The sequence below is a fragment of the Labedella phragmitis genome, assembly GCF_004078635.1.
Lineage (GTDB): Bacteria > Actinomycetota > Actinomycetes > Actinomycetales > Microbacteriaceae > Labedella > Labedella phragmitis.
In genome coordinates this window covers 166,757-180,765 of record NZ_RZNB01000007.1, presented here as the reverse complement: position 1 = coordinate 180,765, position 14,009 = coordinate 166,757, and the positions used below count along the sequence as shown (strand labels likewise).

General features: G+C 69.1%; 14 protein-coding genes. 6 read left to right on the top strand and 8 right to left on the bottom strand.

Going from position 1 to position 14,009, the window contains the following annotated elements; genetic code table 11:
- Positions 1–51: 51 nt before the first annotated feature.
- Complete coding sequence (locus ELQ90_RS15280; RefSeq protein ID WP_128496154.1) at positions 52–318, bottom strand: zf-HC2 domain-containing protein; 267 nt, start codon at positions 316–318, stop codon at positions 52–54.
- Positions 315–1,049 carry a sigma-70 family RNA polymerase sigma factor gene (locus tag ELQ90_RS15275; RefSeq protein ID WP_128496153.1) on the bottom strand — a complete coding sequence of 245 codons (735 nt, stop codon included), beginning with the start codon at positions 1,047–1,049 and terminating at the stop codon, positions 315–317. The genes ELQ90_RS15280 and ELQ90_RS15275 overlap by 4 nt, the downstream gene beginning before the upstream one ends.
- Positions 1,050–1,200: 151 nt before the next feature.
- Here ELQ90_RS15275 and aroA point away from each other — a divergent pair, with 151 nt between their 5' ends.
- Genes aroA through bcp form a run of 3 tightly spaced genes read left to right on the top strand, consistent with a single transcriptional unit; the run spans position 1,201 to position 4,102 of the window.
- A complete protein-coding gene (gene aroA, locus ELQ90_RS17055) occupies positions 1,201–2,562 on the top strand; it encodes a 3-phosphoshikimate 1-carboxyvinyltransferase (protein ID WP_243696212.1) in 1,362 nt (453 codons plus the stop codon).
- Complete coding sequence (rsgA, locus tag ELQ90_RS17050; protein WP_243696211.1) at positions 2,559–3,626, top strand: ribosome small subunit-dependent GTPase A; 1,068 nt, start codon at positions 2,559–2,561, stop codon at positions 3,624–3,626. Before aroA ends, rsgA begins: the two co-directional genes overlap by 4 nt.
- Before the next feature lie 5 nt (positions 3,627–3,631).
- On the top strand, positions 3,632–4,102 hold the full coding sequence (gene bcp / locus ELQ90_RS15265; protein ID WP_128496197.1) for a thioredoxin-dependent thiol peroxidase: 471 nt from the start codon (positions 3,632–3,634) through the stop codon (positions 4,100–4,102).
- 46 nt (positions 4,103–4,148) lie between these two features.
- On the opposite strand, the gene ELQ90_RS15260 is transcribed toward bcp, so the two are convergent.
- Complete coding sequence (locus ELQ90_RS15260; protein WP_243696210.1) at positions 4,149–4,601, bottom strand: hypothetical protein; 453 nt, start codon at positions 4,599–4,601, stop codon at positions 4,149–4,151.
- Positions 4,602–4,972: 371 nt separating this feature from the next.
- Between ELQ90_RS15260 and ELQ90_RS15255 the strand changes: the two genes are divergently transcribed.
- Positions 4,973–5,221 carry a WhiB family transcriptional regulator gene (locus tag ELQ90_RS15255; protein WP_090711166.1) on the top strand — a complete coding sequence of 83 codons (249 nt, stop codon included), beginning with the start codon at positions 4,973–4,975 and terminating at the stop codon, positions 5,219–5,221.
- 94 nt (positions 5,222–5,315) lie between these two features.
- On the opposite strand, the gene ELQ90_RS15250 is transcribed toward ELQ90_RS15255, so the two are convergent.
- Genes ELQ90_RS15250 through ELQ90_RS15240 form a run of 3 tightly spaced genes read right to left on the bottom strand, consistent with a single transcriptional unit; the run spans position 5,316 to position 8,716 of the window.
- Complete coding sequence (locus ELQ90_RS15250) at positions 5,316–6,809, bottom strand: sensor histidine kinase (protein WP_128496151.1); 1,494 nt, start codon at positions 6,807–6,809, stop codon at positions 5,316–5,318.
- A 9-nt stretch (positions 6,810–6,818) separates the two neighbouring features.
- Positions 6,819–8,084: a CpaE/TadZ family protein gene (locus ELQ90_RS15245; protein ID WP_128496150.1), complete on the bottom strand. Its 1,266-nt coding sequence runs from the start codon at positions 8,082–8,084 to the stop codon at positions 6,819–6,821.
- Entirely contained in the window at positions 8,081–8,716 is a 636-nt protein-coding gene (locus tag ELQ90_RS15240; RefSeq protein ID WP_128496149.1) for a hypothetical protein, read from the bottom strand. Before ELQ90_RS15240 ends, ELQ90_RS15245 begins: the two co-directional genes overlap by 4 nt.
- 124 nt (positions 8,717–8,840) lie before the next feature.
- On the opposite strand from ELQ90_RS15240, the gene ELQ90_RS15235 reads away from it, so the two are divergent.
- The gene (locus ELQ90_RS15235; protein WP_128496148.1) at positions 8,841–9,128 is read left to right on the top strand and encodes a helix-turn-helix domain-containing protein; all 288 of its coding nucleotides are present in this window, start codon (positions 8,841–8,843) and stop codon (positions 9,126–9,128) included.
- Between the two features lie 62 nt (positions 9,129–9,190).
- Here ELQ90_RS15235 and ELQ90_RS15230 read toward each other — a convergent pair whose 3' ends face one another.
- A complete protein-coding gene (locus ELQ90_RS15230) occupies positions 9,191–9,781 on the bottom strand; it encodes a hypothetical protein (protein ID WP_128496147.1) in 591 nt (196 codons plus the stop codon).
- 588 nt (positions 9,782–10,369) lie between these two features.
- On the opposite strand from ELQ90_RS15230, the gene ELQ90_RS15225 reads away from it, so the two are divergent.
- Positions 10,370–10,867 (top strand): Rv3235 family protein, encoded by a 498-nt coding sequence (locus ELQ90_RS15225; RefSeq protein ID WP_243696209.1) that lies wholly within the window; start codon positions 10,370–10,372, stop codon positions 10,865–10,867.
- Between the two features lie 174 nt (positions 10,868–11,041).
- Here ELQ90_RS15225 and secA read toward each other — a convergent pair whose 3' ends face one another.
- On the bottom strand, positions 11,042–13,906 hold the full coding sequence (gene secA / locus ELQ90_RS15220) for a preprotein translocase subunit SecA (protein ID WP_128496146.1): 2,865 nt from the start codon (positions 13,904–13,906) through the stop codon (positions 11,042–11,044).
- Between the last annotated feature and the right edge of the window lie 103 nt (positions 13,907–14,009).

The window sequence follows — 14,009 nt, the reverse complement described above, 5'->3', positions numbered from 1 at the left end:
TGCACGTGGCGCGAGCAGGGTGCCCGGTTCGACTCGAACGCCCGGTCGGACTCAGAGCGAGGGAACGCTCGACGTCTCGTGATCCGTCTTGACGGCGCGCAGGCGCTCGAGGACGTGCGCCTTGAGGTCGGCAGGGGCCGTCTCCTGGCACGCGCGCTGCACGGCCTCCGTGAGGGTGACGGCGAGGACCGCCTCGCTCCGGCAGGACTCGCAGTGCTCGAGGTGGTCCCGGATGTCCGAGGCCTCCGTCCGGCAGACCTCGTTGCGCAGGTACTCCTCGAGATCCCGCTTCGCTTTGTCGCAACCGCAATCGTTCATCGTGTGCTCCTTACGCGTGTGGAGTCGATGCCGCGCTCGCGCGCGTAATCGGCCAGCAGTTCCCGCAACATCCGGCGGCCTCGGTGCAGCCGGCTCATCACGGTTCCGATGGGGGTCTTCATGATGTCGGCGATCTCCTGATAGGCGAATCCCTCGACGTCGGCGAAGTAGACGGCCAACCGGAAGTCCTCCGGAATCGCCTGCAGCGCGTCCTTGACGGCACTGTCGGGCATCCTGTCGATCGCCTCGGCCTCGGCCGACCGGCTCGACGACGCCGTGGTCGACTCGGCTCCACCGAGCTGCCAGTCCTCGAGGTCGTCGATCGTGCCCTGATAGGGCTCGCGCTGCTTCTTCCTGTACTGGTTGATGTAGGTGTTGGTGAGGATCCGGTAGAGCCACGCCTTGAGATTCGTGCCCTGCTGGAACTGACCGAAGGCCGCGTACGCCTTCACGAACGTCTCCTGGACGAGGTCCTGGGCGTCGGAGGGGTTCTTCGTCATCCGCATGGCGGCGCCGTACAACTGGTCGATGAAGGGCAGAGCCTGCTCCTCGAACAGAGGGCGGGGATCGGCGTCGGTCGGCACCACTTCGTCGAAGTCGAGAGCCTCCTCGACGGTCTCGACGACGTCGTCGAGCACCTCGGTCGTCGCGTCGTCGGAGGCGTCCGGGACGTCCGGTGCGGCGTTGTCTTCCGACGAGTCGGAAGCGGGGGCGTCGTCGATCGGTTTCATCGTCGCCCAGTCTAGTTCGAGCGACCGGGAACGGCCCGTGGGCAGCACATTGCGACCCGCGTCGACCCAGGGGGTCGAAGGGCGCTCGAGCACTGCTGACGACACGGGCTCTCCTCTCGTCGCGGCGAATCGCCGCTACCCTAGGACAACGATGTTCGAAGCCAAATATTCCGCCCCAGAAGTCGACCTCTTCGGCGAGCGCGACAGCCCAGCGACCGACGACGATTGGCTCGCGCCCGTCGCGGACGGACCCGTCGTCGCGACGATGACGCTCCCCGGCTCGAAATCGATCACGAATCGCGAACTCGTGCTGTCGGCGCTCGCCGACAGCCCCTCCCGTCTCCGCGCTCCCCTGCACTCGCGCGACAGCGACAACATGGTCCAAGCGCTCCGCTCCCTCGGCACATCCATCGACGCGGCCCCGGCCTCCGGCGACTACGGGGACGACTGGATCGTCGCACCCGCCGAGGAGCTCACGGGCTCCACGACGATCGAGTGCGGACTCGCCGGCACCGTCATGCGGTTCGTGCCCGCCGTCGCCGCGCTCGCCCTCGGCCCGACGGTCTTCGACGCCGACGATGCGGCACGAGGCCGTCCCATGAGCGGCCTCGTCTCCGGCCTTCAGGCACTCGGCGTCGACGTCGACGCGAGCAGCGGGGGCTCGCTCCCCTTCACAGTGCACGGCACCGGTTCGGTGACGGGCGGATCGCTCGAGATCGACGCCTCGCAGTCGAGTCAGTTCGTCTCCGGCCTCCTCCTGTCGGCACCACGCTTCGACGACGGCATCCACCTCCGCCACTCCGGCGAGCGACTGCCGAGCGTCCCCCACATCGAGATGACCCTCGACGCTCTGCGTCGGCGCGGCGTCGATGCGGTCTCCGACGGGGAGGGGTCATGGCGGGTCGCGCCCGGTCCCATCGCCGGCCGGGACGTGCGCATCGAGTCCGACCTGTCGAACGCCGCCCCGTTCCTCGCGGCGGCCGTCGCGACGGGCGGTCGCGTCACGATCACAGGCTGGCCGGAGTCGACGACGCAGGTGGGCGCGGACCTCGCGGACCTGCTCCCCCTCTTCGGCGCGCAGGTCACCGTGGAGGGCGATCGCATCACCGTGACAGGCCCGACGGAGATCTCCGGGGTCGACCTCGACCTCACGACGGGTGGCGAGCTCGCGCCGGCCCTCGCGGCACTCGCGGCCCTCGCAACGGGCCCCTCGACCATCCGGGGAATCGGACACATCCGACACCACGAGACCGACCGGCTCGCTGCGCTCGCGACCGAGATCAACCGACTCGGCGGCGACGTCGAGGAACTGGACGACGGGCTCAGTATCACGCCCCGCCCGCTCAGCGCCGGCCGCTGGCTCAGCTACCACGATCACCGGATGGCGACCGCCGGAGCGATCATCGGTCTCGTCGTCGAGGGTGTCCGCATCGAGGACATCGCGACGACCGCCAAGACCCTCCCCGAGTTCCCGACCCTCTGGCGCGGCATGGTGGAGGCGCGTTCCGCGTGAGCTGGTGGGAGACGGCGGACGCCGAGGACGACGGCGAGTTCGACGAGTTCGACGAGGACTCGATCCGCACACGCCCCAACCCGAAAGGCTCGCGCCCGCGGACGAAGCAACGCCCGGAGCACAAGGACGCGCGAACGGCGCGCGTCCTGAGCGTCGACCGCGGGCGCTACCTCGTCCTCCTCGGCGAGGGCACCGCCGACGAACGCGAGCTCACGGCCACTCGGGCGTCCGAGTTGCGGCGTAAGTCCGTCGTGACGGGCGATCAGGTCGACCTCGTGGGCGACGTGAGCGGCGACGAGGGCACTCTCGCGCGGATCGTCCGCATCCGGGAACGATCGACCCTCCTCCGGCGGAGCGCCGACGACACCGACCAGGTCGAGCGCGTCATCGTCGCGAACGCCGACCAGATGGTGGTCGTCGTGGCCGCCGCGAACCCGGAGCCCCGCGCGCGCCTCGTCGACCGCTACCTCGTCGCCGCCCTCGACGCCGGCATCCGCCCCATCCTGTGCATCACGAAGACCGACCTCGCCGATCCGACGGAGTTCCTCGAGAACTTCGCCGGACTCGACCTCGACGTCGTGACCTCCGGGTCCGGCGGCATCCCCGTCGACGAGATCACCGAGCGCCTCATCGGTCACAGCACCGTGTTCGTCGGGCACTCGGGCGTCGGCAAGTCGACGCTCGTGAACGCCCTCGTCCCCGAAGCGGGACGAGCGATCGGCCGCGTCAACGAGGTCACCGGCCGCGGCCGGCACACCTCCTCGTCCACGGAGTCCTATCGCGTGCGCGCCGCCGCCGGGAGCGGCTGGGTCATCGACACTCCGGGAGTGCGCTCCTTCGGCCTCGGCCACGTCGACCCCGCGAACATCCTCAAGGCGTATACGGACCTCGCCGAGATCGCGGAGGGCTGCCCACGTGGTTGCACACATCTCCCCGACGCCCCCGACTGCGCCATCGCCGAGGCCGTCGAGAGGGGCGAGCTGGGCGAGGGCGGAGCAGCCCGACTCGACTCGTTCCACCGTCTCCTTCAGAGCGTCGTGTCAGCGCCTAAGCTCGGAGAGTGACCACCGTGACCCAGCGACTCGCCGTCGGCGAGCCGGCCCCCCAGTTCTCCCTCCGCAACCAGGACGGAGACGTCGTCTCCCTCGAGGACCTCGCGGGCGAACGCGTCATCCTCTTCTTCTATCCGCAGGCGATGACGCCCGGCTGCACCACCCAGGCGTGCGACTTCCGCGACAACGAGGCCTCGCTGCTCGCCGCCGGCTACACCGTCGTCGGCATCTCCCGCGACGCCCCGGAGAAGCAGTCGGCCTTCCGGGATCGCGACGCGTTGCCGTTCGACCTCCTCTCAGACGAGGACAAGAGCGTCCACCTCGCCTACGGGGCGTGGGGGGAGAAGAACAGCTACGGGAAGGTCGTCACGGGCGTGCTGCGCTCGACCTTCGTCATCGGTCCGGACGGCACCATCGAGCACGCGTTCTACAACGTCAAGGCGACCGGGCACGTCGCGATGCTGCGGAAGAAGCTCGGTCTCGACTGAGCGCCCGGCGCGGCAGGCCCTGAAAGCCACCGAGGGCCACCGAGACTCAGCCTTCGCGGTCGGGCCTGCGGGTGTGCTGCATGACCGATCGGGTGAAGAGCAGCACGATGACGACGAGCGACGGTACCGCGATGGCGGCCCCGATGAGCGGCTGCGCGAACGCGCCCTGGATCGCCCCGAGCGCGACGGTCAGCTGGATGAGCTGCCAGAACAGTGCTCCGCCGCGCGACCAGCTCGCGCCACGCAGGAGTGACACGGCGATCCACGCGACCCAGACGGCGGCGACCGCCGTGAGCACGATGAGCGCGACGGCGCTCGCGAGGGACGCCGGCGTGAGTGTGACGACGTCGATGAGGAGGACGACGACCGCGGCGGCCAGGGCGATCGCCTCGAGTCCCACGAGCGCCGAGACGACCCGCACCGCGCGCGACGGGCCCGTCGATGGTCCGGCGAGGCGGTCGCCCGAGTCGTCCCGGTGGTCCATCGATGCTGCGTTCACAGGCCAATCCCATACAAAGCTATTGATTCGGTCTACCCAGTATGCGACCATATTGGAGGCCGAAACGACGCTCTCAGGGTTGCGAGCACGTCCGCTTGACGGACCTCCCCTGGAGACCGCTTCCCCCGAAACGCTCACGCGCTATCCGATCGATGCACCCCATCGATCGGATCTCGAACGGTGAGGCATGCCTTGCCGCAACGATCCGATCGTCTGTGCCTCCCGCTGTGGAGGAGGAGTGCAACAGGAGGAGTGCCCGTCGGGAGAGAACACGAACACCGACGTCACCCTACGTCCCGTTCGACGGTTCCGGCCGCGAGACCCCACTCCGACCACATCGGTCGATTCCCCCGCAATTAAGGAGCACCTGCATGGACTGGCGCGACAAAGCCGCTTGCCTCACCGCCGACCCGGAACTCTTCTTCCCGGTCGGGAACACGGGGCCGGCCGTCGACCAGATCGACAAGGCGAAGGCCGTCTGCGGCCGCTGCACCGTCACCGAGATCTGCCTTCAGTACGCCCTCGAGACCGGCCAGGATTCGGGCGTGTGGGGTGGACTGTCCGAGGACGAACGCCGCGCCCTCAAGCGTCGCGCCGCCCGCGCGCGCCGCGCGTCCTGATCAGGCACCTCGCGCCTCGTCGCTGCCGCCTTCGTCCGCCGCGCGTTAGCGATTCCCTTCGAGCCGATCGCATCCGCCCGGCGGTCGTGATCGCCTAACGGTTCTTCATCCACCGGAACGGCATGTCGATCGTGACCTCCGTGCCGTTGCCGACCACGGTGTGCCAGTCGATCGTGCCGCCCAGTTCGCCCTGGATGAGGGTGCGTACGATCTGCGTGCCGAGTCCGGAACCGACTTTGCCCTCGGGGAGTCCTGCTCCGTTGTCGCGCACGACGACCGTGAGCCGCTCGTCGTTGCGCTGAGCCTCGATCTCGACGCTACCCTCGAGGCCGTTGAGCCCGTGCTCGACGGCGTTCGTCACGAGTTCGGTGAGGGCGAGCGCGAGCGGCGTCGCGTACTCGCTCGGGAGGACACCGAACGCCCCCGTCTTCCGCGGGTGGGCGGTCGTGTTGTGCGCTGAGGCGACCTCGGCGACGAGCATGAGCACGCGATCGAAGACCTCGTCGAAATCGACGTCCTGTGTCAGTCCCTCCGACAGCGTGTCGTGGACGACCGCGATCGCCGCGACGCGCCGCATGGCTTGCGAGAGGGCGTCACGTGCCTCGTCGGTGTGGGATCGCCGGGACTGGATGCGCAAGAGCGACGCGACGGTCTGCAGGTTGTTCTTCACCCGGTGGTGGATCTCGCGGATGGTCGCGTCCTTCGTCAGGAGCTCGCGTTCCTGGTGCCGCTGCTCGGAGACGTCCCTGCACAGCACGATCGCGCCCGTGCGCGTGCCGTGGTGTCGGAGCGGGATCGCGCGCAACGACACCGTGACCCCGCGCGCCTCGATGTCCGTCCGCCAGGGCGCCCTCCCCGTGACGACGAGCGGCAACGACTCGTCCACGAGGTCCTCCGACGGGAGGATCCGCGTCGTGACCTCGGCGAGCGACTCGCCCTCGAGTTCTTCGACGAAACCCATGCGGTTGAACGCCGAGAGGGCGTTCGGGCTCGCGAACGTCGTGGTGCCTTCGACGTCGAGCCGGATGAGGCCGTCAGACGCGCGCGGCGCTCCGCGGCGCGGGCCGGCCGGCGCCGACAGATCGGGGAAGTCGCCGGCGGCGATCATGGTGAACAGTTCGCCGGCGAGTGCGTTGAACGTCAACTCCTGACGGCTCGGGGTGCGCGCCTCACCGAGGTTCGTGTGCCGTGTGAGGACGGCGATCGGCGCGTCCGTCGTCTCCGGGTGCGACGAGCGCAAGCGCCTCAGGACGGGAACCGCGCGCACTCGTGTCGGCGTCTCCTCGTACCAGTCGGGAGCGGACGAGTCGACGATGATCCCGGTCTCGAACGCCTCGGTGACCTGGCTCCGCCACTGCTGCTTGATGCGCTGGCCGACGAAGTCGCGATAGAACAGGGTCGCCGCACTCGACGGACGGTAGTGGGCGACGGCGACGAAGCTGTCGTCGGTCGTCGGCACCCACAGCACGATGTCCGCGAACGCGAGATCGGCGAGCAGTTGGGCGTCCTGCACGAGCATGTGCAGCCAGTTGACGTCGTCCTCCCCCGAACGGCCCTGGGCGAGTACCAAATCACTGAGCGTCGACACGGTCCCAGTCTAGGCCGAGCGCTTCCGGCGGAACGGCGTGCCCCACGACGTCCGTTGCCGCTCCCCCGCGTGCGCGAGCCGAGCGGCGCGGCGCCCCTCGGTCGGCGGCTCGGACGCCGTGATCAGGTGAGCTCGTGCATAGCGACGGAGTTCGGCGATCGCCGGCGACCGCGGTGAGACCTCCCCCATCGGACGCGCCTCGAGGAGCGCGGCATCGGCCGTCCGGGAATCGTTCGGGACCAGCACCGCGTCATCGACACCGGCGAACCGCCGGAGAGTCGTCAGGAGCTGGTGTCCGGCCCCGACGCCGACGGTCGACGACCTCACCCGGTTCATCACGACGTCGACCGTCGTCGGACCGACCACCTCGCGCAGATCGGCGTGTGCCCGGATGAACCGACTCACGCCGATCGGGTCGGCCCCGCCGACCGCGACAACACGATCGGCGGCCCGGAGAGAGGCGACCGTCGCCGCGTTCCGACGGGGCGCGAAGAGGTCGCTCGACAGCTCCTCGTCGTCCTCGAGGGAGAACCCGACATCGACGACGACGTGGTCGACCCACGAGCGGCACGCGGCGAGGGTCGTCGTCATCCGGTCGGCGGAGAGCTCGGGCCAGCGCGAGGCACGGGTGATCCCGGTGAGCACGGCGAAACGACCGTCGTCGACGGGATGTTCCCGTGCGACCCTGTCGAGCTCGGCAGGCGTGAGGGCGTCGTGTCCGGCGAGCCGACACGCGGCCGCGAGCCCCGGCGCCTCGTCGAGCATCCCGAGCGCCGGGGCGATGGATGCTCCCACGGTGTCGGCGTCCACGAGGGCGACGGTAGCTCCCGTGCGTGCGAGTTCGTGGGCGATCGTGACGGCGATGGTCGTGCGACCCGGAGCACCGCTCGGCCCCCAGACGGCGACGATGCCGCCGGCTCTCGCGCGGGACCGCGCCGCGACGGAACCGCCGACGACGACCTCGTCGAGATCGTCGATCGGGGCGTCGACCGATATGACGTCGTAGACGCCGAGCGAGGCCGCCATGCGGCGGGACACCTCGCCGTCGAGGAGAGCGACGAGCCGCACACCGGCCTCGTCGCACGCCGTCAGGACATCACGCGTCAGCCGATCCCCGTCTGCCGTGACCACGAGGACGTCCGGGAGCAGCGGACCGATGAGGGACGCGACGTCGTCACCCTCGCTGAAGCGGGCGACGAGGTCATGGCCCCGCTCGACGAGCGCACCCACCACGGCGTCCTCGAGCCGGCGAGCTACGGCGAACGCGATCCTCATTCCGTCCCTCCGTCGACGGGCACGAGAGTGAGCGAATCACCGGCCGCCGTGGCGGCGAGGAGCACGGCGACGGCTCCGTCCGGGACGGACAGCTCCACCGATACCTCCGAGGACCCGGCCACGAGGCTCTCCTCCTTCACGATCCGCATGACGAGCGCTCCCGAGACGAGCACCGACGGCGGAGCCCCCACGGCCTCGTCGCCGTCTCCCGTGCTCGAGGTCCACACATCCACCTCCCGCCCCTCCGTGACCCGTTCGGCGAGTTCTCCCGCGACCGTCACGACGACCGGCGCTCGCGCGAGATCATGCGATGACGACAGCGCCTCCCGTGGCATGAGTTCGCCTGCGAGGACCGTCCGCGTGGCCACGAGCCCGTCGCCGAGACTGCCGGGAGCAGCGTAGAGATCGCCCGCCCGCCCGAGCGACACCTGTTCGACGACGAAGTCGTCCTTCCCGACGGCGTCACCCGCGACGATGGTGGAGGCCGCGGCGTACACGGGAACCGATCGGTCGGCTGCGGCGACGACGGCCCAGACGCCGCCGATCGACGCCGCGACGAGGACGATGCCGACCAGGAGTCGGACGTCGACGGATCGCGGAAACCGTCTTCTCTTCGGTGGTCGCGCACTCATGATTCCGGTCCCCCGTCCCGGCACGTCCCCCGCGCCGGAGCCATCGTGCCAAGGGCCGGTCCTGCGGGCCGAATGTTATCCACAAGCCCCGCCTCGTGCGGCCCACCGCTCCATACTGGGAGGCATGGACCAGGTATCCCCAGACTCGATCGGTCGATTCCTGACCGTCGTCGATGCCTCGGAGATCCTGAACATCTCGTCCGAGGAGGTGCTCGAACTCGTCAGGACGGCGGAGCTTCCGGCCATCCGCGTGGGACGCCCTCGGCGCTGGCGGATCGAACGAACGGCGCTCGAGGGTTTCATCGCCGGCAAGTACGAGGAGTCGAGGCGCATGGGACTCTGGCGCGAGATCGCGAACGCGAGCGTCGTGGACATCGCCGACTCGCGCGACGCCTCGGCCCTCCGACGCTGAGGTCCGGACCGCCCTCCGCTTCCCCAGCGGCCGACCGGGATGCGGCGCGTCGGTGGACGACGTCAGAGCATGACCCGCCGCACCGCGGCGAAGGGAAGAATCAGCACATCGGTCACGTTCCGCTGCCGCCGGGCCTCGCCGAGCGCGTGGACCGCGAGGTCGAGATGGTCGCGCCCCACCCGGTCGATCGTCCCGGTCCGCACTCCCCCGGTCGTGTGAATCTCGGTCGTCACCCGGCGTCGACAGAGGTCGCGGAGGACGAACGCGAACCCGATGCGGTCGGACACCCGGGGGGCTCCGGCCGTCGGCAGGACCCCGAGGCTTCTGGCGACTTCTGACGGCGGGATGACGACGCCCGTCATCGCCGCGACGGGGATGATGCATCCTCGTGACCGCGTTCCGGCCACGGCTGTCTCACCCGACACCCAGTCGCGACCGATCGTCGTCGGCCGAACGACGAGGCGTTCCGAGCCGAGCTCGAGGGTGATGGTGGCGCTGCCGCGCGAACCGAGGGTGAGCGCTTCGACCCGTTCACGAAGGAGCAGCCGGCCGATCCGGACCCGCTCCTCGTCGGCTCGCTCGTCGCGCTCCTCCGCGTCGCGCTCGTGCTCGAGCTGACTCTCGAGGTCGTCGAACAGGTCGTCCCATCGCATCGATCCCCTCCCCTCCCCTCCCACGCCCTGGTCAGGCTACCGACGGCGGTGATCGAGGCGGGGCCCTTCTCCCCAAGCGGCTCCGGGTCGATGCCGACCCCCCGATACGGGGAGAGGGGGGACCATTGTCGCCCCTCGAGCCCGTCGGTATATTCTCCACAGGCCCGAGCCGGGCTCTGCAGGGAGGGTCTGGCTCATACGCTAGCGTGGGCCGCAGCACCCCCGAACGGGGGGCGAAAGTTGATGCAGACGCGCGCCGATTTGGGGGGCGAGGCGCTGCCACCGGTTGAGCGACGGTCGCACGATCGCCACTCGCCGGACCCCGCCATGCGGGGACTGTCTCTTCACGCACATCGAGCCCGCGGTCCTTCCCGACACGCCAGACAGCCACATCGACTCCAGAGGAGCGCCGACGCACTCCCGCACCCGTGCGGAGCGTACGGTCCTACCCCGACGAGCTGCCGAGCAGCCTCTTCAGGGTGCTCCCCAACGACCATCGACGCCCCCGAGGCGCGAGGTCGGCCGGATCGATCGCGGCTGATCGGCGCCGATCGGCGGCTCGCGGGCATCCGGAAATCGGGATCCTGCATGTCATCTGCATCATCTGCCCGCTCGTCGGGCCTCCGACCACCGGTGTCTCCCGTCGCGCCCGCGACCGGCTCCGCCGCTCCATCCGCTCGCCCTCGTCGCGGCGAGCCATTCGACATCGACCGCTTCTTCGGACGCCAGTCGACGCCGTCCTCGGAGCTGCCCGACCCGGCTCCGCTCCTCGAGAACCTGGCCCGTTGCGTCGTGGAGGTGCTGGCCGGTGCTCGAGAACTCGAGCAACTCGCTCGATGGGTCAATGAGGACGTCTACCGCACCATCCTGCGCCGGTCGCTCCTCGCGAAGCGCGCCCGATCCCTCTCAGGCACACCCATCGCGCGTCCCGTCCTCCGCATCGGCAGCGTCATCGCCACGAGCCCTCGTGACGGCATCGTCGAGGGTGTCGTCGTCGCACATTCACGGCGCCGCAGCCGAGCGATCGCGATCCGCCTCGAGGGCGTCGACCGCCGGTGGCGAGCAGTCGCCATCCACGTGCTGTAGCGGTATACACGTGCTGTAGAGCCATTCACGTGCTCGAGGGGGCGGGCGAGGATCCGATCCAGGGCGACACCATCAAGCGACCCCTCCACCGCCGCGGCGCTCGCGTCGAACGGCCGCCGACGACGAAGCGGTGGCCCCGAGAGGGACCACCGCTTCGTCGTCGGCTGCGAACCGCTACTTGCCCTTGCGATCGCTCGCGCGCCGTTGGGCGCGGTTACCCGTCGCCGCTGCGCCGTCGTCGCCCTGCGACTGGCCGAACGCACCTCGGGCAGCCGGCTGGGACTTCTGCGGCTGACGCTTCTGACCGGGGCGCTGAGCCTGCTGAGCGGGCTGCGCAGCGGGGGCCGCTCCGGCCGCGGTGGCCTTCGCGGCCGCCTGACGCGCTCGATTCGTCGCGTTCTTCTCGATCTGGCCGCGCTGGTTACGGACCTCGACGTCGCCGCCCTCGTTCGCGGCGGAGTAGCTGAGCTTCTCCTCCTCGCCCTCCGGTCGCGCGAGCCCCTTCGCGGAGATCGACGCGCCGACCTCGTCGGTGTCCGCGCTCTTGACCTCGACCTCGAGGTTGAACAGGTAGCCGACCGATTCCTCGCGGATCTGCCCCATCATCTGCTGGAACATGGCGTAGCCCTCTCGCTGGTACTCCACCAGCGGGTCGCGCTGCGCCATGGCGCGCAGACCGATGCCGTCCTTGAGGTAGTCCATCTCGTAGAGGTGGTCGCGCCAGCGGCGGTCGATCACCTGAAGCACGACCCGGCGCTCGAGTTCGCGCATGGCGGGAGAACCGAGCTGCTCCTCGCGACGCTCGTAGGCGAGCTTCGCGTCCGAGAGGATCTCTCGACGCAGGAAGTCACGGTTGAGCCGACCGCGGGTCGACGCCTCCTGGACGACCTCGTCGATCGTGAGACCGATCGGGTACAGCGTCTTGAGCTCGACCCAGAGGGCGTCGAGGTCCCACTCCTCGCTCGAGCCCTCGGCGAGGTGCTGGTCGAGGACCTCGTCGATCACTCCCTCGAGGAACTTCTGAGTCCGCTCGTGCAGGTCGTCGCCCTCGAGAATGTGGCGGCGGTCGGCGTAGATCGCCTCGCGCTGACGGTTGAGGACGTCGTCGTACTTGAGCACGTTCTTGCGGATCTCGGCGTTGCGCGACTCGACCTGACCCTGGGCCGATCGGATCGCCCGGCTCACGACCTTCGATTCGATCGCGACGTCGTCCGGCACTCCGCGGCCCATGATGCTCTCGGCCGCTCCCGAGTTGAACAGTCGCATGAGGTCGTCGGTGAGCGACAGGTAGAACCGGCTCTCGCCCGGGTCACCCTGGCGGCCGGATCGACCGCGGAGCTGGTTGTCGATGCGCCGCGACTCGTGGCGCTCCGTGCCGAGCACGTAGAGTCCGCCGGCATCGCGCACCTTCTCGGCCTCCTCCTCGACCTCCGCCTTGACTCGGGCGAACACGTCGTCCCACGCGGCCTCGTACTCGTCGGGCGTCTCGGTGGGCGAGAGGCCCTTCTGGCTCATCTCCTGGACGGCGAGGAACTCGGCGTTGCCGCCGAGCATGACGTCGGTTCCACGACCGGCCATGTTGGTGGCGACGGTGACCGAACCGAGACGACCTGCCTGGGCGACGATCGCGGCCTCACGAGCGTGGTTCTTCGCGTTGAGGACCTCGTGCCGGATGCCCTTCTTCGCGAGCAGGCGCGAGAGGTACTCCGACTTCTCGACGCTCGTGGTTCCGACGAGGACGGGCTGGCCCTTCTCGTGCCGCGTGACGATGTCCTCGACGACCTGCGCGAACTTCGACTCCTCGTTCTTGTAGACGAGGTCCGACTGGTCGATGCGCTTCATCGGCTTGTTCGTGGGGATCGGGACGACGCCGAGCTTGTACGTCGACATGAACTCGGCCGCCTCGGTCTCGGCCGTACCGGTCATGCCGGAGAGCTTGTCGTAGAGACGGAAGTAGTTCTGGAGCGTCACGGTGGCGAGGGTCTGGTTCTCGGCCTTGACCGTCACGCCCTCCTTCGCCTCGATGGCCTGGTGCACGCCCTCGTTGTACCGGCGGCCCACGAGGATTCGGCCCGTGTGCTCGTCGACGATCATGACCTCGCCGTTCATGACGACGTAGTCCTTGTCGCGCTTGAAGAGCGCCTTCGCCTTGATGGCGTTGTTGAGGAAGGAGATGAGCGGCGTGTTCGCCGACTCGTACAGGTTGTCGATGCCGAGATGGTCCTCGACCTTCTCGATGCCCGCCTCGAGCACGCCGACGGTGCGCTTCTTCTCGTCGACCTCGTAGTCGACGCCCTCGATGAGGCGCGTCGCGATCTTCGCGAACTCCGTGAACCAGCGGTTCGCCTCGCCCGACGCGGGACCCGAGATGATGAGCGGCGTGCGCGCCTCGTCGATGAGGATCGAGTCGACCTCGTCGACGATCGCGTAGAAGTGGCCGCGCTGGACCATGTCCTTCGACTGCCACGCCATGTTGTCGCGCAAGTAGTCGAAGCCGAACTCGTTGTTCGTGCCGTAGGTGATGTCGGCGGCGTACTGCTCGCGGCGCTGCGCGGGGTTCTGACCGGAGACGATGACGCCCGTCGTCATGCCGAGCGCACGGAAGACACGACCCATGAGCTCGGACTGGTACGTGGCGAGGAAGTCGTTGACCGTGACGATGTGCACGCCCTTGCCGGCGATCGCGTTGAGGTAGGCCGGCAGGGTCGCGACGAGGGTCTTGCCCTCACCGGTCCGCATCTCGGCGATGTTGCCGAGGTGGAGCGCGGCGCCACCCATGATCTGCACGTCGAAGGGGCGCATGCCGAGCGTGCGCTTGGCCGCCTCGCGGACGGCCGCGAAGGCCTCGGGCAGGAGGTCGTCGAGCGACTCGCCCTTCTCGTACCGCTCACGCAGCTCGACGGTCTCGTTGCGGAGGTCGTCGTCGCTGAGGCCGGTGAAGTCGTCCTCGAGCGAGTTGACCGTCTTCGAGATGTTCTGCAGTCGTCGAAGGATTCGGCCTTCGCCGACTCTGAGGACCTTTTCCAGTACTGAGGCCACGGACATACTCCACTCGTGCGTCGTCGACATCGACCTCTATCGTCGGCCGGTGCATGTTCTCGGGCAGGGCTTCGCCCCGCACCGTCCCATGCTAGTCCGGGCG